Origin of the sequence: Salinispora fenicalii, from assembly GCF_000514815.1 — a bacterium.
Taxonomy (GTDB): domain Bacteria; phylum Actinomycetota; class Actinomycetes; order Mycobacteriales; family Micromonosporaceae; genus Micromonospora; species Micromonospora fenicalii.
Genome location: NZ_KI911471.1, coordinates 197450 through 214832 on the forward strand (window position 1 = coordinate 197450; position 17383 = coordinate 214832).

At 67.1% G+C, this 17383-nt stretch carries 18 protein-coding genes and 2 pseudogenes; 8 read left to right on the plus strand and 12 right to left on the minus strand.

Features of this window, described 5'->3' with window-relative positions; translation table 11 throughout:
* Positions 1-60 precede the first annotated feature (60 nt).
* From B116_RS0118745 to B116_RS26910, 5 genes are all read right to left on the minus strand, one after another.
* Positions 61-786, minus strand: a complete 726-nt coding sequence (locus tag B116_RS0118745; RefSeq protein WP_027660949.1) for a nucleotidyltransferase family protein — start codon at positions 784-786, stop codon at positions 61-63.
* Between the two features lie 88 nt (positions 787-874).
* On the minus strand, positions 875-1126 hold the full coding sequence (locus B116_RS25365) for a tetratricopeptide repeat protein (protein ID WP_018720904.1): 252 nt from the start codon (positions 1124-1126) through the stop codon (positions 875-877).
* A gap of 37 nt (positions 1127-1163) precedes the next feature.
* Positions 1164-1709, minus strand: coding sequence for a GNAT family N-acetyltransferase (locus tag B116_RS0118755; RefSeq protein WP_027660950.1), 546 nt, complete (start codon positions 1707-1709; stop codon positions 1164-1166).
* A 161-nt stretch (positions 1710-1870) separates the two neighbouring features.
* Positions 1871-2059: a hypothetical protein gene (locus B116_RS28390; protein WP_027660951.1), complete on the minus strand. Its 189-nt coding sequence runs from the start codon at positions 2057-2059 to the stop codon at positions 1871-1873.
* Positions 2052-2288, minus strand: coding sequence for a hypothetical protein (locus B116_RS26910; protein ID WP_082312861.1), 237 nt, complete (start codon positions 2286-2288; stop codon positions 2052-2054). The genes B116_RS28390 and B116_RS26910 overlap by 8 nt, the downstream gene beginning before the upstream one ends.
* Positions 2289-2531: 243 nt before the next feature.
* On the opposite strand from B116_RS26910, the gene B116_RS0118770 reads away from it, so the two are divergent.
* Positions 2532-3335 (plus strand): helix-turn-helix domain-containing protein, encoded by an 804-nt coding sequence (locus B116_RS0118770; protein ID WP_018720901.1) that lies wholly within the window; start codon positions 2532-2534, stop codon positions 3333-3335.
* Entirely contained in the window at positions 3326-3511 is a 186-nt protein-coding gene (locus B116_RS0118775) for a DUF397 domain-containing protein (RefSeq protein WP_027660953.1), read from the plus strand. Before B116_RS0118770 ends, B116_RS0118775 begins: the two co-directional genes overlap by 10 nt.
* A gap of 383 nt (positions 3512-3894) precedes the next feature.
* On the opposite strand, the gene B116_RS0118780 is transcribed toward B116_RS0118775, so the two are convergent.
* The 4 genes and pseudogenes from B116_RS0118780 to B116_RS29035 form a co-directional block, all read right to left on the minus strand.
* Complete coding sequence (locus tag B116_RS0118780) at positions 3895-4902, minus strand: ABC transporter permease subunit (RefSeq protein WP_027660954.1); 1008 nt, start codon at positions 4900-4902, stop codon at positions 3895-3897.
* Positions 4899-5786, minus strand: coding sequence for an ABC transporter ATP-binding protein (locus B116_RS0118785; protein WP_027660955.1), 888 nt, complete (start codon positions 5784-5786; stop codon positions 4899-4901). Before B116_RS0118785 ends, B116_RS0118780 begins: the two co-directional genes overlap by 4 nt.
* Positions 5783-6172 (minus strand): GntR family transcriptional regulator, encoded by a 390-nt coding sequence (locus B116_RS0118790; protein ID WP_027660956.1) that lies wholly within the window; start codon positions 6170-6172, stop codon positions 5783-5785. The genes B116_RS0118785 and B116_RS0118790 overlap by 4 nt, the downstream gene beginning before the upstream one ends.
* Before the next feature lie 275 nt (positions 6173-6447).
* Positions 6448-6609 (minus strand): annotated as a pseudogene (locus tag B116_RS29035) (cell wall anchor protein); the annotation flags it as partial.
* A gap of 112 nt (positions 6610-6721) precedes the next feature.
* Between B116_RS29035 and B116_RS0118795 the strand changes: the two are divergent.
* From B116_RS0118795 to B116_RS0118805, 3 genes are all read left to right on the plus strand, one after another.
* On the plus strand, positions 6722-7387 hold the full coding sequence (locus B116_RS0118795) for a response regulator (RefSeq protein WP_027659328.1): 666 nt from the start codon (positions 6722-6724) through the stop codon (positions 7385-7387).
* A 147-nt stretch (positions 7388-7534) separates the two neighbouring features.
* Complete coding sequence (locus tag B116_RS0118800) at positions 7535-8314, plus strand: ABC transporter ATP-binding protein (protein ID WP_027660957.1); 780 nt, start codon at positions 7535-7537, stop codon at positions 8312-8314.
* A gap of 5 nt (positions 8315-8319) precedes the next feature.
* On the plus strand, positions 8320-10803 hold the full coding sequence (locus B116_RS0118805; RefSeq protein ID WP_027660958.1) for an ABC transporter permease: 2484 nt from the start codon (positions 8320-8322) through the stop codon (positions 10801-10803).
* A 394-nt stretch (positions 10804-11197) separates the two neighbouring features.
* Here B116_RS0118805 and ftrA read toward each other — a convergent pair whose 3' ends face one another.
* Positions 11198-12223, minus strand: a complete 1026-nt coding sequence (gene ftrA / locus B116_RS25370; protein ID WP_033667728.1) for a transcriptional regulator FtrA — start codon at positions 12221-12223, stop codon at positions 11198-11200.
* Positions 12224-12294: 71 nt separating this feature from the next.
* Between ftrA and B116_RS0118815 the strand changes: the two genes are divergently transcribed.
* Complete coding sequence (locus B116_RS0118815; RefSeq protein ID WP_027660959.1) at positions 12295-12747, plus strand: rhodanese-like domain-containing protein; 453 nt, start codon at positions 12295-12297, stop codon at positions 12745-12747.
* Between the two features lie 163 nt (positions 12748-12910).
* Here the strand turns inward: B116_RS0118815 and B116_RS0118820 are convergent, their stop codons facing one another.
* The gene (locus B116_RS0118820; RefSeq protein ID WP_027660960.1) at positions 12911-13183 is read right to left on the minus strand and encodes a helix-turn-helix domain-containing protein; all 273 of its coding nucleotides are present in this window, start codon (positions 13181-13183) and stop codon (positions 12911-12913) included.
* Positions 13184-13583: 400 nt separating this feature from the next.
* Here B116_RS0118820 and B116_RS0118825 point away from each other — a divergent pair, with 400 nt between their 5' ends.
* The gene (locus B116_RS0118825) at positions 13584-14327 is read left to right on the plus strand and encodes an SAM-dependent methyltransferase (protein ID WP_027660961.1); all 744 of its coding nucleotides are present in this window, start codon (positions 13584-13586) and stop codon (positions 14325-14327) included.
* Positions 14328-14551: 224 nt separating this feature from the next.
* On the opposite strand, the gene B116_RS28395 is transcribed toward B116_RS0118825, so the two are convergent.
* Positions 14552-15532 (minus strand): helix-turn-helix domain-containing protein, encoded by a 981-nt coding sequence (locus tag B116_RS28395; RefSeq protein WP_223874612.1) that lies wholly within the window; start codon positions 15530-15532, stop codon positions 14552-14554.
* A 1005-nt stretch (positions 15533-16537) separates the two neighbouring features.
* Here B116_RS28395 and B116_RS27900 point away from each other — a divergent pair.
* Positions 16538-17383 (plus strand): annotated as a pseudogene (locus tag B116_RS27900) (VCBS repeat-containing protein); the annotation flags it as partial.

Here is a 17383-nt window from a genome sequence, read left to right on the forward strand (position 1 = left end):
CGGTGATCACTCGCGGCCACAGTATCGATGCCGAGGTCGGCGCAGCGCTCGAGAGTGGACTCAATGGGCGCGCTTCGCATGGGCGACTGTCCGACGAGCGTCCCGCCAGGCGATCCAGGCCGTCCTGAGCCGCGGCAGGGAGACGGCTTCGCCGCACCGCCTGGCGCTGAGGTAGCCGACCAGCCAGGTAGGAGCGTTCGCCTGCTTGATGGCCTGCGTCTTGGTGAGAAGGTCGCCGTGGTCGAGGGCATGCCGGCCCCGGGCCATGGCGGAAAGACCGAGTTCAGCGATCGTGGGGTCCAGCCACCACCAGGGACGCCGGTCAGCCAAGCCCCAGTAGCCGATCAACTCCGCCCGAGCCGCTGCTCGGATGTCGGCGTCCGATACCTCAGGGAAGACCTCGCCGGGCGGCCGCCCAAATACCTCGTATCCATGTCGCACCAACTCCGCCCGGGTGACCCGGGAAAGAGTGCGGTGAACGAGGCGGCCATGGGTCCAGGTGAGATGCGGTAGCTCGAGCTCCGCAACGGTCGCGCCGTCGACGTACCCGCACCCGAGCTTGACCCCCGCGCCGCTTCCACTATCGAGGCGACGGTGGATGGCAGCGAGCGCTGCCTTCCGACCGGTGTCAACGCGCCCATCCACGAGCGCGACCAGGTCCAGGTCGCTGATGCGCGGGATGTAATCGCCGGTGGCCAACGACCCGGCAACCAGCAGATCACTGACCCAACCGAGCCCTTGCAGTTCGTTGCCCAGGTCCTGGACGGCAGCGGGTGCTATCGCCATGCTGGCGAGGGTAGGAAGCACCCGCAACCGCCAACCAGGGCCGGCGCCGGGCCAGCATCATTGAGCCACCGCCGGACCGATGCGGCTGCTACCTCTCGGCAACAACCGACGTCGCGTAGTGGGCCAGGGAGCAGTCGTACCTCGGCAGATGCTTGGCCAGGGCACCGAGTGCGAGGCTCACCGCCTCTCGTTCCCGGCCAACGTCAACCAACGCCAGCGCAAGAAACGCCGTCACCGCGTCGTCCAACTCGTCGGGACCCCGGTCGACCTCCGCCGTCAACAGGTCAATGCTCTCCTCCGGGTCACCGAGGTTGCGCAGCGTGCTCGCGAGTTGAATCACCGGGCATCTTGCCACAAGGTACTAACCCCATCAGGTCTCACACCAGCTGAGGCTTCACCGCCTCACTCTCGAAGAGTTCGTTCGGCATGTCGTAGTACTTCGTTGTTCGGCCCAGGTACGCCATGCCGAGCCGACGACAGACGGCCTGGGAGGCCCGATTGTCCGGATGCGTGACCGCGATGACCCTCGTCAGACCCCTGCTAAACGCATCGGTCAGGGCCGCCGACGCCGCTTCGGTGGCGTAGCCGTGCCCCCAGGAGTCCGGATGCAGGTGCCAGCCGACCTCGACCTCGGTCGGCGTGCCGGCCGGCTCCCCTGCCGACAGCGGGATCGGCTTGAGCAGGAAATTGCCGATCAGCCGACCGTCCGCCGCCGTGGTGATAGCCCAGATCCCGTGGACCGGATCATCGATGGCGCGGCGGCGTGCGATCGAGGCGAGGGCGCTCTCGCGATCGTGCATGATCGTGGGCTGCGAACCCAAAAACCGCACGACCTCCCAGCGCGACTCGAGATCCAACAGAAAGGCGGCATCCTCGTCCTGCCAAGGGCGCAGCCGGAGGCGGTCGCTCACGATGGTGCGCATGCGCCCCATCTAGCCAACACCCGGCACCACGACTCAACCCGATTTTCCGCACTTGCGCCCGGTGCTCACAATCCGCGCCGCACCACACTCTCATGGCGATGCTGGTGCGTCGATCCAGGTGGCGCGCGCGAGCCCGCACAACTTGTCGCGCGATGGGTAATTCATCGACACGAGCCGATCACCACACCGACGAGAATGATCACGAGCACCAACGCGGTGATCAACTTCTGTCTGGTTGTCGGTGGCACCGCGGGTGGCGACTCCGCACGCACCCGGTCCCCGTCAGGCAGCGGGGGCCGCCCGTCCGGAACGGGATAGGCACGCTGCTCCCGCCTACCGTCGTCAGCCATCGCAGTCGCCGCGCAGCCCAGCAAGCACAGCCTGAAGTGCATCAAAGCCTGGGTACGAGGTGTAGTACACCCGCGCCCGGCCCACGGCACGACCATCAGCCCTCACCTTCCGCAGACGCTTGAGATCATTTTCCGAGACGACAGCCCTATCGCGGTTGATGTTGATGGGCTCGGCAAGTACGGTTCGGCGCTTAAACAGCGGGAGCTGCTGGATGGAGACTTTCGGCATGATCAACCTCCTAGCCATGAACTAATCTCACACTGAGACTGCATCCATTAGCTCATAGCCAACGGCAACCTAAATGATCCACTACAAGGCTTCCATTCTTTGTCGAATTCCACCTTCCAGAATGAACGTCAAGCACCTAGCCTGGAAGCCATCCGGCCATGTTGGAGAGACGTAGAAGATTCAGGCTTGACCGGTGAGAAGCCATGGACAGTCGGAAGCTTCAATTGGGGAGGGGTTGGGGAAATGAGCATGACAGCCGGTGAAATCTTGCTGGACGAGCTTCGCCGCGCACGCACCGCACGTGGGCTCAGTCAGGATGAATTTGGAAAGATGATCAACTACTCGGGCACCCATGTCAGCTCAGTTGAGACGGGGGCGCGCCACCCAACAAGTGGTTACGTTGCCGCCATCGACAGTGCCTTGAAGACCGGCGGCATCTACCTGCGGCTACTGGAACGCCTGTCAGACCTCAACGGCGAACCTATCTGGCTACACGAATGGATCACCGTTGAGCAACAAGCACGAACGCTGCGTTGGTGCGAAGTGGCCTGGGTGCCTGGCCTACTCCAGGTCGAGGCGTACGCTCGCGCCATCTTCGGCAGTGACGGCAGTATTGATAGTGCGGAAGTCGAGAATCGCGTCTTGGCGCGGCTGGCTCGACAGCAGTGCCTCGCCAGCGACAATCCGCCTCAGGTCGTAGCGGTTGTTGACGAGAGCGTCCTCCGTCGCCCTATCGGCGGTGCCGCTGTGATGCGCGAACAACTGTTTCATCTGGCCCAGCTCAACCAGGAGAACCGACGGATACGAGTCCATGTCGTACCCTCCTCCGTGGGTGCATACGCTGGTCTTGACGGACCCTTTGTCATCGCGACCTCGTCGGACCTGGGCGACGTGGGCTACCTTGACAACCGGCTTCGGGGTCAGGTGGTTGAGCGACCCGCCGAGGTCGCAGCGCTCCGGGAACAGTGGGAAGCCACGCTTGCCGAAGCGCTCACCCTGAACCAGTCAACCGAGTTGATGATGGAGGTAGCGAAAGCATGGACTTGACCGGCGCACGCTGGCACAAGAGCACTCGCAGCGGCAGTAACCAGGGGGCATGTGTCGAGGTTGCCTCCAACCTCGCCGACATCGTGGGTGTCCGGGACTCCAAGGACCCGACCGGGCCGGCGCTGGTGTTCGGGCCGACAGCGTGGCGGGCCTTCGTCGCTCAGCTCTCCAAGTAGCCGTAGACCCGTCCGGGCCGAGCCAACCCGACTGAGACATTAAGAGCCCCCAACCTCGAAATTGAGGTTGGGGGCTTCACTGTCCGTTCTAAGGCGTGTTCATAAGCCCGGTCAGCGCCACTCGCAGTTGATGGTGCTGGTCAGGGGACGGCCTGGATCGGGCGGTCAACTTGCCGTAGCGGGTGTGACTGGGCTCCCGATGGTGGTCCACCGGCTATGAGAGCGGTGCTAACGGGCTGCTGGATCGAACTGTACGTGGTCTGAACTCGCGATTGGGACGTCAACCGCGGGTCCACCTCGTTCGATGTCGTCTCTTGCAGGGGCTGAGTACCGGGCGGTGCGCGGTGGCCGGAGTGTGGCCAGGTGACCGTGCACCGGGTCACTCAGGCCGGCCGACGCCGGATCCACCAGAGCGAGATGAGCGACAGGGCGGCGGTCAGTGTGAGCAACACCCCGAGTTCCCGCCACTGCACCAGCCAGAACCGCCTTGCCGGCACGTAACGCTCCTCCTGTAGCAGTCCCTGTGTGCCCAGCCACTCCCGACATTCGGGTGTGCACTTTTCCTGGTTGGTCGGCCCGCGATATTCCGGTCCGCCGGGCGTGATCACGATGGTGTTCGACAGCTCCCACGAATCAGTTTCGCTCGGGAAGGCGCCGAGGCGGACCACTACGTCGTGGTACGTCTCGACCTCTAAGATCGACTCGGTGGTCACGGTGGTGATGCGATGTACGGGTTGGGCGATCAGTGGGCGTAGTTCGACGGCGCCGACCTGTGTCGCCACGACGAGTACCAGGGTCACCGCCATGGCGGCCAGGGTCTTGCGCAGCATCAGTCCGACGGTCACCCCGATGGCGAAGGCGAGGGTGGCGTAGCCGATCGGCACCACGCCACGGCTGGGGAAGACCAACGGGGTGATCAGGTGGGCGTGGGCCAGGGTGGCGTGGGCGTCGTCGATGGGTTGCGCCCAGCTGGTCAGGGCGAGGCTGAGCGCACCCGCGACGAGTGCGGCTGCCAGGCCACCGATCGACAGCTTGACGAGCATCCAGCGGCGTCGGGAGACGGTTTGGCTCCAGGCGATCCGGTACGTTCCGGATTCGAGTTCGTGTGCCACGGTCGGGGCGCCCCAGAACACGCCGACCAGGGCGGGCAGCCCAAAGGATGCGGCGATGCCGGCGAGCTGGACCCGATTGGCCACGCTCTGCTCTATCTCGTGCAGGAAGGAGGATGCCGCGCTCCCACAGTCCTCGCCGGTGCAGCCGGTGTATCCGGTGCTCACTGCCAGATCGCGGACCTGCCACCAGGTGAGCAAGAGAGCACCGAGTAGCGCGGCCAGGCAGACTGCGCCGGCGATGGCCGGAATCCGGAACTGCCGCCAGGCCAACCAGGTCATCGCTGTGTCTCCAGCACTCGTTCTGGCGTGGCGGCCGGGGCCGATTCACTCAGATAGGCGAGCAGGATGTCCTCCAGATCGAGCTGGTCGGCCTGCCAGGACGGGTCGTCGATCGGGGCGGTGCTGCGTACCACCAGGGTCGACTGCGCGGCGGTGTGCCGGTCCTCGATCAGGGTCCAGCCGAACGTTGCGACGTCAATGGACTCACGCCGGGGGCCGGTCAGGCGATGGTGGCTGGCGAGCAGGTCGTCGACGTCGCCGGCCAGCCGCACCTGGGAGCCGACCAGCACGATCAGGTGGTCACAGATTCGTTGTAGGTCGGAGACCAGATGCGAGGACATGATGACGGTCATCTCCTGCTCCGCAACCAGTTCCATCAGTGCCTGCAGGAACAGGCGGCGGGCGAGCGGATCGAGCGCCGCCACCGGCTCGTCGAGCAGCAGCAGCTCGGGCCGCTTGGCGGCGGCGACGATCAGCGCCAGATTGGCCCGCTGGCCGCCGGAGAGCTTGCCTGCCTTCTGACTCGGATCGAGGCCGGCCTGGGCGATGCGCTGCTCGGCTATCGTGCTGTCCCAGGACGGGTTCAGGCGGGCGCCTAGCCGTAGGTGCTCGGCGACAGTCAGTCCGGCGTAGACCGGGGCGTCCTGGGCGACGAAGCCGACCCGAGCCGAGCCACTGACCGGGCGCTCGCCGAGCACCTCGATCACTCCGGCGGTCGGTTCGAGCAGTCCGCAGGCCAGTTGCAGCAGCGTCGACTTACCCGCGCCGTTCGGGCCGACCAGGCCGACGACATGGCCCACCGGAACGTCAAGCGTGCAACCGGAGAGCGCGGTGCGGCGACCGTACCGTTTGGTCAGGTTCTCCGCGCGAAGCACGCTGGTCATGCCCTCGCCTCCGAGAACGCGCGAAACGTACTCAGGAACAGCGCCTCAACGCCTTCGTCGTCGAGACCCGCCTCGCGGGCCTCGACGAGCCACTGTTCCAGCTTCTGCCGCAGCGACTCCTGTGCCGCGACCGCCGGGCCGTCGAGCGTCTTCGCGATGAAGGTGCCCAGCCCCTGCCGGGCCGTGACCAGACCTTCGTACTCCAGTTCGCGATAGGCCTTCGACACCGTGTTCGGGTTGATCGCGAGCCGGGCCACCACCTCCCTCACCGTGGGCAGTCTGTCGCCCTCGTGGAGCACGCCGAGCCGAAGCGCATGCCGTACCTGCTGGATGAGCTGCATGTACGGCGCGACCCCCGACTTCGCGTTCAAGTAGAAATCGATCATCCGTCCACCCCCGTTTAACTAGCTCCCTAGTAGACTAGCTGATTCCATCAGCGCGTCAAAATCGCCAGCCCGAGCGCTGCGTGAGGCACGGATGAGGTTTCGGGCTTTGAACCGGCGTGAGATCAACGGCGGGGCGTCGTCGTTCGGATACGTCTCATCACCGACGCGATGCGGCCCAGCCCTCAGAACGCCCGGGTGGCGGGGCAAATGGGCTCGATCGGTTCCGGCAGGTGTCGGGCGGGAGGGTGGTGGTGTGGGCTGGTGGCACCGTGTTTCTACGTGGTCCGGTGTGGTGGGCGTCGGCGTGCGGCGTAGCTGAGGATGGCGCCGGCCAGGATGGAGAGGGCGGCGGTGCCGGTGGTGGTGGTGAGGTTGGGGCCGGTGATGGGTAGGTCGGGTTCGTCGGGTGGTGCGGCGATGGTGANGGTGGATGGCGGGTCGAGGCGCGGCTGCCGCTACCGTCGGCACCGCCTGACGCGGGGCAGGCTCTGCCGTGAGCGCGCGGAGTGTCGGGTCTGCGAGCCCCGCAACCACGAACAGAGGTGTGACATGGCCGTCCGGGTGGTGATCGTCGACGACCAGGCGCTGGTGCGGGCCGGCTTCCGTATGGTGCTCGACTCGCAGCCCGATCTTCATGTGGTCGGCGAGGCGATCGACGGCGCGGACGCGCTGCGCGTGCTGGACCGGGTCGAGGCCGACGTGGTGGTGATGGACCTGCGGATGCCTACCATGGACGGAGTGGAGGCGACCCGGCGGATCGTCGCCCGGCCCGCCGACCGCCGGCCCCGGGTGCTGGTGCTCACCACGTTTGACACTGAGGCGGACGCGTTCGCCGCGCTACGGGCGGGGGCCAGCGGTTTTCTGTTGAAGAACGTGCCGCCGGAGGAGCTGCTGGCCGCGATCCGGGTGGTCGCCGAGGGCGACTCGGTGGTGGCCCCGTCGATCACCCGGCGGCTACTCGACCAGTTCGCCGGCCAGCTCGGTCCCGGCCCGGCGCAGGACCCACGGCTCGCCCAGCTCACCGAGCGGGAACGCGAGGTGCTGCTACTGGTCGCCCAAGGCTTGTCCAACGCCGAGATCGCCACCCGGGTGCACATCGCGGAAGCGACCGTGAAGACCCACGTCGGGCGGATCCTAGCCAAGTTGCAACTCCGTGACCGGGTCCAAGCCGTGGTACTGGCGTACGAAAGCGGACTGATCACGCCCGGCGGATAAGCCGGCGTACGACCTGAGTCGTAGGAGTCCATCGGTCGGGCGCGACCTGGGGCGTACCAGGCTCGAGCGCGCAGGTGGAGATCGACAGGGCAGTGTCGCGCATAGCGTCGGAGGCGACCGATACACCTCTCCATACCGGGAACATCCATGTCGTCCGTCACACCCGCGACCGTCGGTGTCGCCGTCACCGCCCAAGCGCTGCGTAAGGAGTACGGCTCCGGTCAGTCCCGGGTCGTCGCCCTCGACAGCGTCGACCTCGACCTCACCGCAGGCCGGTTCACTGCCATCATGGGCCCCTCCGGCTCCGGCAAGTCCACACTGCTGCACTGCCTCGCCGGGCTTGACCGGCCCACCGCCGGCACCGTGCGGATCGGCAGCGCCGACCTCGCCCGGCTCGACGACCGCCGGCTGACCCTGCTCCGGCGGGACCGGATCGGCTTCATCTTCCAGAAGTTCAACCTGCTGCCCACCCTCACCGCCGAGATGAATATCCTGCTGCCGCAGGCCATCGCAGGCCGGCGGCCCGACCCAGACTGGCTACAGCAGGTGGTGGCTGCGGTCGGCCTGACCGACCGCCTCGGGCACCGCCCCACCGAGCTGTCCGGAGGCGAACAGCAGCGGGTCGCTGTGGCGCGGGCGCTGATCACCCACCCCTGGGTGATCTTCGCCGACGAACCCACCGGCAGCCTCGACTCCCGCTCCGGCGCGCAGGTGCTGCGGCTGCTCCGCGACGCGGTCGACACCCTCGGCCAGACCGTGGTCATGGTGACCCACGACCCAGTGGCCGCCGCACACGCCGACCGGGTGGTCTTCCTCGCCGACGGCCGGCTGGCCGACGAAATGCACACGCCGACCGCTGCGCAGGTCCTCGACACGCTCACCCGCCTCAACCCAGCCGGCGCCGGCGCGCCGTCCTCGAAGCGGTGAACGGCATGCTGCGTCTGACCCTGCGCCAGGTCCGCGCCGACGGGCGGCGGCTGCTGCTCTCCTCGCTGGCGGTCGTCCTCGGGGTCGCCTTCGTCGCCGGCACCCTGATCTCCATCGACGGCATGCACGCCGGGGCGTACGCCCGTGCCGGCGCCTTCGACCGGCACACCGACCTGGCCGCCTATGCCAGGGCGAAGCCGCTGGCGCCGAGCCTGGTCGAGCGGGTGCGCGAGGTCGACGGGGTGGCCGCCGCCGATGGGGAACTTACCGGGATCGCCGAGGTGGTCGGCTCCGACGGGCGGCCGGTGCTCGGCCACGCCATGCTGGCCGCCATCCCCACCGACCCGGCCCTGCAGTCCTACGACATGGTGGCCGGGCGGCTGCCCCGCCAGCCGGGTGAGGTGGTGCTCGACGACGCCACCGTCGTCGACCAGGGCTTCACCCTCGGCGCCCCGGTGCGGATCGGTGGGTCCACCGGCCCATCCCGCTCGTTCACCCTGGTCGGCACCGTCGACGTGGCCGGCACGACCCGGGACATCGGTCGTCCCTACGTCGGGCTGGCCGACGTGGACGCCCTCGCCGTCACCGGGAAGCGCGGGTACGGCCGGATCATGGTGGCCGCTCGGCCCGGTGCGGACCTCCAGGCGCTGACCGACCGGATCCGCACGACCATCGGACCGGGCGTGACGGTCAAGGACCGGCAGGCGATCCTCGACGACGAAGTCGCGGGCACCGTCGGCAGCCTGCGGCAGTTCACGTTGTTCCTGATGACCTTCGCCGTGGTGGCGGTGGTGGTGGCCGGTTTCGTGATCGCCAACACCTTCGCCATCGTGCTCGCCCAGCGGACCCGGCGGACCGCCCTGCTGCGGCTGGTCGGGGCCACCCGAGGCCAGGTCTTCCGGGCCGCCCTGGCGGAGGCGGCATTGACCGGACTGCTGGCCTCGGCGGCGGGTCTGCTGGCCGGCATCGGGGTGGCTGCGGGGCTCGGCGTGTTGCTGCCGGCGGTGACGGAGGGCGCACCGGTCGCCGACGGAATAACCGTCACCGCCCGTACGGTGCTGCTCTGCCTCGGCCTCGGCACCCTGCTGACGATGGTGGCCGCCGCGCTGCCCGCCTGGCAGGGCACCCGGGTCGCCCCGGTGGCCGCGCTCACGAACGCGGCCGTGCAGCCCGCCCGGCGGGCCGGCCGAATCCGGCTGACCGCAGGGGCGCTGGCAGGCGCCGCCGGAGTGGCCGCGCTGGTCGGCACCGGTAAGACCGGTCAGATTCCGCAGGTGGCCGTAGGCGGGGTGCTGGCCTTCCTGGGCATCGTGCTGCTCGGCCCGGTGCTGGTGCCGGCCCTGGTCCAGCTGCTCAGCTGGCCGGCCCGCCGGCTGTTCGGGGCCACCGCCGAGCTGGCGGTGGCGAACGCCGTGCGCAACCCCCGCCGGATCGCCGCCACCACCACCGCCACGGTGATCGGGATCAGCCTGGTGTCAGCGTTCGTCGTGGGCGCCGCCAGCGCCAAGGTCGGCATCGAACGCGCGGTGGACGCGCAGTACGGCGTCGACTTTTTGGTCCAGGCAGGCGGCGACGAACTACCCGCACCACTGGCCGGCGAACTGGCCGCCCGTCCGGAACTGGACGTGGTACACGAGCAACGCAGCCATGTCGTTGACGGCGTCGAGCTGCGAGCCGCCCACCCGGCGCTGGTCCGCCGGACGCTGACCGCCGTGGACGCCGGGGATCCCGCCGGCCTGGGCCCGGGAACTGTGCTGGTGCATCGCGAGCTGGCCGCAGCCAGGGGCTGGACGGTCGGCTCGACGGTCACCCTGGCCGGACAACCGTTCCGGGTCGCGGCGGTGGTCGACGGCTTAGACTCTATGGCCGTCAGTTCGGTCTTGGCCGGACACGTGGTCGACGTCGCCGACGCCGACTTCGCCCGCCTCTTCCCGACCGAGCGGGGCTACCTGGCCGAGGTGGCTCCCGCCGACGGCGTCTCCCCGGCCACCGCCCGGGCGGCCATCGAGTCGGTGCTGGCGAACTACCCGACGGTCAACCTGGCGGATCAGGGCGCCTACAAGAAAATGCTCACCGGAACCGTGGACCTGGCACTGACCTTCGTCACCGCGCTGCTTGGCCTGGCCGTGATGATCGCACTAGTGGGCGTGGCCAACACGCTCAGCCTGTCTGTGGTCGAGCGCACCCGGGAGAACGCCTTGCTGCGGGCAGTGGGCCTGACCCGGGGCGGGATGCGGGCGGTGCTCGCGGTCGAGGCAGCGCTCACCGCGCAGGTCGGCACCCTGCTCGGTATCGCGCTTGGCACTGGGGTGGCCGCCAGCGCGATGGCCACGGTGACCCAGCTCGGTGTTGACTTCACCCTGGTCCTGCCGTGGGGGCGGCTCGGCTTGGTCGTCGCGGTGGTACTGCTCGCCGCGCTGGCCGCCTCCCTACAACCTGCCCGCCGCGCACTGGCCCCACCAGTGGTGGAGGCGCTCGGCGCGGAGTGACCGGCTATTCCGGCCCACCATCGGTTGGGGCCGGAATAGCCGCGTCTGAACCGGATCCGCCAATCCGCTGCCCGGATTGGCGGATCCGCCTTCCAGAGCTCGGCCAGGGTATTGCCCTCCTGCTCCCGCACATGCGGGGTGATCAGGGAGAGGTGAACTCGACTGCACCAACCCGGCGCCGCCTCGGCGGTTCGTGCGCAGGAGTTCGGACTCTGACAACTGCGATCTTGGAGGCGGTGTCAAGGAATCGCGTTCGAGATTCACCACCCAGGGAGCCACTCAGGGAAGGACCCGAGGAAGGGGCACGCCTCTGGACCGAGCCAGGTCGTCGACCTGCTCGATCGAGGATGCTTAGGGAGAAAACCCCTGGCCAGGACGTTCGCCAGGGGTTGCGCTACCGCAGGGAACTCGCGGGTTGTTTGTTAGACGGCGCTTGCTGGTCGGCCGCGTTGCCGGTGTGAAACGCGCGGCGGTACGCCGACGGAGAGGTCTGCATGGTGTGGGTGAAGTGGTGGCGATAGGTGACGGCGGTGTCGAACCCGACCGCCTCGGCGATCTTCTCGATCGGGGTACCGGTGGTTTCGAGCAGGGCGAGGCTCGCCTGGATTCGTTGGTGGATTAGCCAGCGGATGGGGGTGGTGCCGGTGGCGCGGGTGAAGTGCCGCAGGTAGCTGCGCGCGGACATGTGCGCCTGGCGGGCGAGGGCGTCGATGGTGATGGCTTCGGCGAGGTGCGCGAGGGCCCAGGCCATGCTCGCGGCCACGCGCTCGTCGGCCGGGTCGGCGGTCACCGGGGCCTCGATGAACTGGGCCTGCCCGCCGTCGCGGTGCGGCTGGACGACCAGGCGCCGGGCTATCGCGTTGGCGATCGCGGCACCATAGTCGCGGCGGACGATGTGTAGGCACAGGTCGAGCCCGGCGGCACTGCCGGCGCTGGTCAGCACGTTGCCGTCATCGATGTAGAGCACGTCGGGGTTCAGGTCGACGCCCGGGTACCGCTGCCGGAATCGCTCGGCATAGCGCCAGTGGGTGGTGGCTCTCCGCCCGTCGAGCAGTCCGGCTCCGGCGAGAGCAAACGCACCGGAGCAGATCGAAACAATCCGAGCACCGCGGCGGTGTGCCCGGCGCAGCGCGGCGACCAACTCCGGTAGTGAGTCGGCGCCCACGTCGGGAACTCCGGGCACGATGACCGTGTCGGCCGCCGTGAAGGCGTCTAGGCCGTGCGGTGTGTGCAGGCTGGCCCCACCGATCACGCGAACCGACCCGGGCCGTTCGGCGCAGACGGTCAGCTCGTACCAGGGCACGTCGAACTCCGGCCGGGGTAGGCCGAACACCTCGGTAACGATGCCGACCTCGAAGACCGACATCCCTTCATAGGCGAGCACAGACACGGTGGGCCCACGCTGGGCGACCTGAACCATGGCAAAATCTTAGCGGATAGTGGCATCAGCGCCACTGGTCGCCGGCCGACCATCGCCCGAGGATCATTCTCATGTCAAACGTACTTGCCACCCCTCCCGCGCCAGCCGAACATGCCGCTGCACACTTCGCCGCCCGCCTACGCTTTGAGACCGACGTCAGCGACGTCCACGCCGACCTGGAGGCTGCCGTGGACGGCTTGGTGGTGATCGACACCCGGGGCACCTCGGCCTGGGAACGTGGGCATCTGCCCGGCGCGATCCACCTGCCGACCGCTGAAATCCCGGTACGCGCCGCACAGGTGATTCCCGCCGCGGCGGCGGTCGTCACCTACTGCTGGGGGCCTGGCTGCAACGGCGCCGTCCGCGCCGCTCTCGCCTTCGCCACACTCGGATACCAGGTCAAGGAGATGATCGGCGGCTACGAGTACTGGGTCCGCGAAGGATTCCCGGTGCAGACCGCCAGCGGTCCACGACAGCGCCCGGTAGACGACCTCACCGCGGTCGGAATTTCTTGTGACTGCTGAGGCAACCACCTGCTCCGCCACGGGCGGCCAGCCCCCACGGTGGGGCAGCCGCCAACGGTGGGCCGGCCGCCACCCACTCCCGCGGCCGGCCCACCGTCATAAACGCCGACCTCACTAGAGACCCGCTAACGATGCCGCCAACAAGAGCGGCGTCACCGCCCAGTTAGGCGGACAACTGCTCACGACCGCGGCCGCCGCTGGACTTGCCCGGCACCAGATCCGAGACCCCGCCAGATCCGGCCCGCCACCGCCGCAGCAGTTCGTACACCTGACGGCGGGAAATACCCAGCTCGGCGGCTGTGTCCGCCGCCGCATGCCCGACGGCATCGCCGTCGGGCATGCGGCCGATCACCTCGGCCCGGCATACCGCCAGCTGCCCCACCTCCGCAGGCGCGGTCAGTACTCCGCGTTCCACCACCACGCTCGGGTCGTCCATCGGCGATCCTCACCGTCGTGCACAGGAGTTCGGACTCTGACACGCCAGGCAAGATCATCATCGTCTGTTGAAGGTTCGCGTCCAGAGCCACCCCCGTATCGACCTCGATCAGGTGCCGTTCCCACGTCCGCGCCGCCGGCACCACCTTCTCCGGCAGCGCTTCTCTAGCAACCCCAGCGGGTCCACCTTCGGCGCCGGCGCCCGGCGTATTCCGGTCGGCCCCCAGACAGCCCTTTCAGCCGCAGGCTACTCGACGCGCTCAGACAGGCGCTGGTCAGCCGGACACATCGCTGATCTTCCCGCTGCCACCCGCCAGTTCGACATCCTCATCTGTCGCCGGACGTGGGTGCCGTGGCAAATCCGAGTGCGGGTGTCGGTCGGACTCGGATTGACTGTGCCGGTGGATCATCAACGGCTCAGCAGCATCGCACACTCACACCACCCGATCGCGGCCCCGATCTTGGGTGTCAATCTCGACCGACTCCTGCGCCGAGCGGACCGCCAATCGACAGCACGGGTTCTCGACCTCGGCTGCGGAGAGGGAGCTTGGGCGCTGCAAGCCCTCGCCCACTATCCCGACGGCCATGCCGACGGCGTCGACGTCAGCTCGTACGCGCTCGAACGGGCCGCCAGCGCCGCCGCCGATCGCGGCCTCGCCAATCGGCTCACCCTGCACGAGCGCGATGCGCGGACGTACGTGCCGGACGGCGATTACGACCTGGTGCTGTGTATCGGCTCGACGCACGCGTTCGGCGGATTCGCCGAGACGCTGGAGCTGGCCGGTCGGCGCGTGAACGCCGACGGCATCCTGATGATTGGTGAGGGATTCTGGCAGGTCCCGCCGACACCAGCGGCACTCGCGGCGCTCGACGGGAAGGCCGACGAGTTCACCGACCTCCCCGGCCTGGTCGACGTCGCCGAGCGGGCGGGCTGGACGCCGGTGTACGCCCATGTAAGCGACGCCGCCGAGTGGGACGACTACGAGTGGTCGTGGGTGGGGTCGCTCACCCGGTGGGCGCTGGACAATCCTGGCCATCCTGACGCGACCGAGGCGCTCGCCGCCGCCCGAAAGCACCGTGACCAATGGCTGCGCGGATACCGCAATGTTCTGGGCTTTGTGACCCTGGTGCTACGCCGTAGCTGATCGTGGTGCTTTCGCTCATGCCACGATTCGGGCCGGCACGTCCACTGGTTACTCATCGTGAGCAACGGACGTGCGTCGCCGGGACGACCGGCGCCGCAAGGTTCCCAGCGTCGTCAAGGACCTCAGCGGCGACCTGGCGGAAGTCGCCAGCGCCCCGCCCGGCAGGGCGTCCAACTCGCGGCAAGATATGTGGCCATTGCGCAGGCTCAGCGCCAATTTCCCGTCTATAGGTCGTTCCAGCCGCGTTGTGCGGCGCGTACGCCGGCTTGGAAGCGGCTACGGGCGTCGAGTCGTTCCATTAGGTTGGCGGTCATTCTTCGTATGGTGCGTAGAGAGAGGTTGAGTTTGCGGGCGGCAGCCTCGTCGGTGTGGCCGTCGGCGAGGATGCGCAGTAGTTCGCGTTCGGATGGTTCGATGCTGTGAATGTCGATGAGCTGTGCGAGGCCGATCGGCTGGGCGGTGCGCCAGATTTGCTCGAAGAGGGCGTAGATGGCAGCAACTATGCTGGGGTCATCGACCTCAATGGCGCCCTTGCGGGTGTCGGTTGCATCGAGTGGCAGCAACGCCACTCGTCGATCGATGACGACTGTCAACATTGGCAGGGTGGGGCTGGTGCGGATCTGCCCACCGAGATCGGTGAGCCAGCGTGCGTAGCCGACGACTCCACGGTCGTTGCGGTAGCTGTCCTGGTACACGCATCGAATGATGACGCCTCGTTCGAGGGCGAGTTGGTTTAACGGTTTGCTCGACTGCCTGCCATCTGGGGCCTGGGCGCCACCGGGGTTAAGCGAGACGCACTCGACCTCAGCGTTGGCCGCCAGCTCCTCTAGTCGGAAGCGGACGGCGTCCACACTTTCGTGTCGATGTACGCCCTCCTGGTCTCGGGAGGCAAGATGACTTGTTGCCATGGATTTGATAGCTGCGCGAGTGGCTTCGACCTGACGCTGACGATGTAGTACCTCCGCCTCGGCCTCAACTAGGAGCGCTGCCAGACCCACTTGTGGAGATACTGGTCGAAGGTCGCCTGACTTGTCCGAGGACGGCCGGACAAGAGCTAAATCGGCAAGTTCATCGAGCGCCGTGCGGACGGCCGTCTCGTCGAGTCCCATATGGGCGGCGAGGCCAAGGACGCCCACGTTGGGTAGCGCCAGCATGGCTCGGTAGACCTGTTCGGCCTGGCTCGACACTCCCAGTGATTCCAGCACGGACAGCTCACCCTCCCCCACGGTGGGTTAATTATGCGGGCATGATCGACGGCCTGCAAGCTGGAATCTTCTGTCGTAGACCGTGGGCAGCAAAGTGCCAGACACCTTGCTGCCAGTTTGGAAGCAGTGACATCGCAAGCCGCAGACGGAATGCTTCCAGTCAACGGAACATCGATCCGTAGGGAAGAAGTTCAGCGAACCGTCGGAAGTTAGTTGCTTCCAATTCTTGCCACAGGAGGAGTGTGTCATGAGCGTATCGATTCAGGGCTATGATTCCCCCGTTCCCGCAGTTCTTTTCCTTGAGTTGACGGTCGCGAGTTCTGCGTCGGCTGGCGGCGGTTTTGAGTGGTCTTAACCATGCGGATGGTGACCTTCGAACTCGACCGCCCGGCGCCCCTGCGGCATATCAGCGACGAGGTGCTACGGGACCTGGTTTGGGCGCATGTTCGACGTGAGGAGCAAGTTGAACACATTCGGGTACGAGCCGGGCCCGACCACGTCTCGGTTGCGTTGCTCGTACTGGCTGCTGACCACGCTTCCGCCGAGAAGGTGTCCCGGGATATCAGCAGCCGTGTACGCGCTCTGCCCGTATTCACGAATTGAAGGCAACGACCCCCGGTGATTTCAGTAGCAGAGCGAGGGAGTGGAATGGAGCTTCTAACAGGTTGTGGATTGACTAAATTGACGACGCGAACGGGTTCGAGGCACGGTAATCGCCGGGACGAACTAGAGAGCGCGCCCGCCAGTCCATAGCGCTTGAACTCATCGCAGCGCCGAACCTGAGCGCCCAGTAGCCGACCTGCGCCCGTCAGCCGCGTTCCTCGACACCGCGGCCGGCGCAACATATCCCGAATCAAGATTGACGAAAAGAGCATGACTGCCATGTTGTTTCGACGGCTAACCAGCCTGACCCTCGGCGCCGCTCTGGCCGCCGGCATCGGCCTGACCGCCGGCGTTGCCACCACCGTCACCAGCGCCCCGCAGGCAGCCCACGCTGCCTCCAGCGTGGGTGGTCAGATCACCCGTGACGAGATCCTGAGCCGCGCCAAGTACTGGTACGACAACCGGGCAAGCATCGGGTACAGCCAGACCGGGTGGTATCCGGACCAGAATGGTAAAAAATATCGGACGGACTGCTCGGGGTTCATCTCCATGGCCTGGCACCTCTCCGTTTCGGCATGGACCGGCAACCTCGACACCGTCGCAACCCAGATCAACAAGAACGACCTGCAACCGGGCGACGCCCTCAACTACAAGACCAAGCACGCCATCCTCTTCAAGCGCTGGATCAATCAATCGACCGGCACCTTCGAGTACTACTCCTTCGGGAGCTATCCGGTGAAGATCGGGACGGAAACGCTCACGGGCGGCTCCGACGGCCGGATCGACTCGCACCCGGCGAGCAATTACGTAGCGCTTCGCTATCGAAACGTCGTCGGCAACACCGAGCCGCCCGTACACAGCCCTTTCCCAGCCGATGTGACGGGTGACGGTTTCCACGACCTGATCGGGAGGAAGTCCGACGGAACGCTGCTGATGTACGCCAACAACTTCGTCCGGGACGACGGCGTCCCCTACAGCGCCTCCCAGCAGATCGGCAGCGGCTGGAACAGTGCCGACCGGATCGTCCACGCCGATGCCACCGGCGATGGTTACGCTGACCTGCTTCTGGTGAAGGCCGACGGGAAGATGATCCTGTACCCGAACAACATCGAACGCGACAACGGAGTCCCGTACAGCACCCCGGACTCCTACGAGATCGGCCACGGCTGGGACGGCTTCAACATGATCGTCGGTGCAGACGTGACCGGCGACGGCTACACCGACCTCGTTGGCCGCAAGACGGACGGA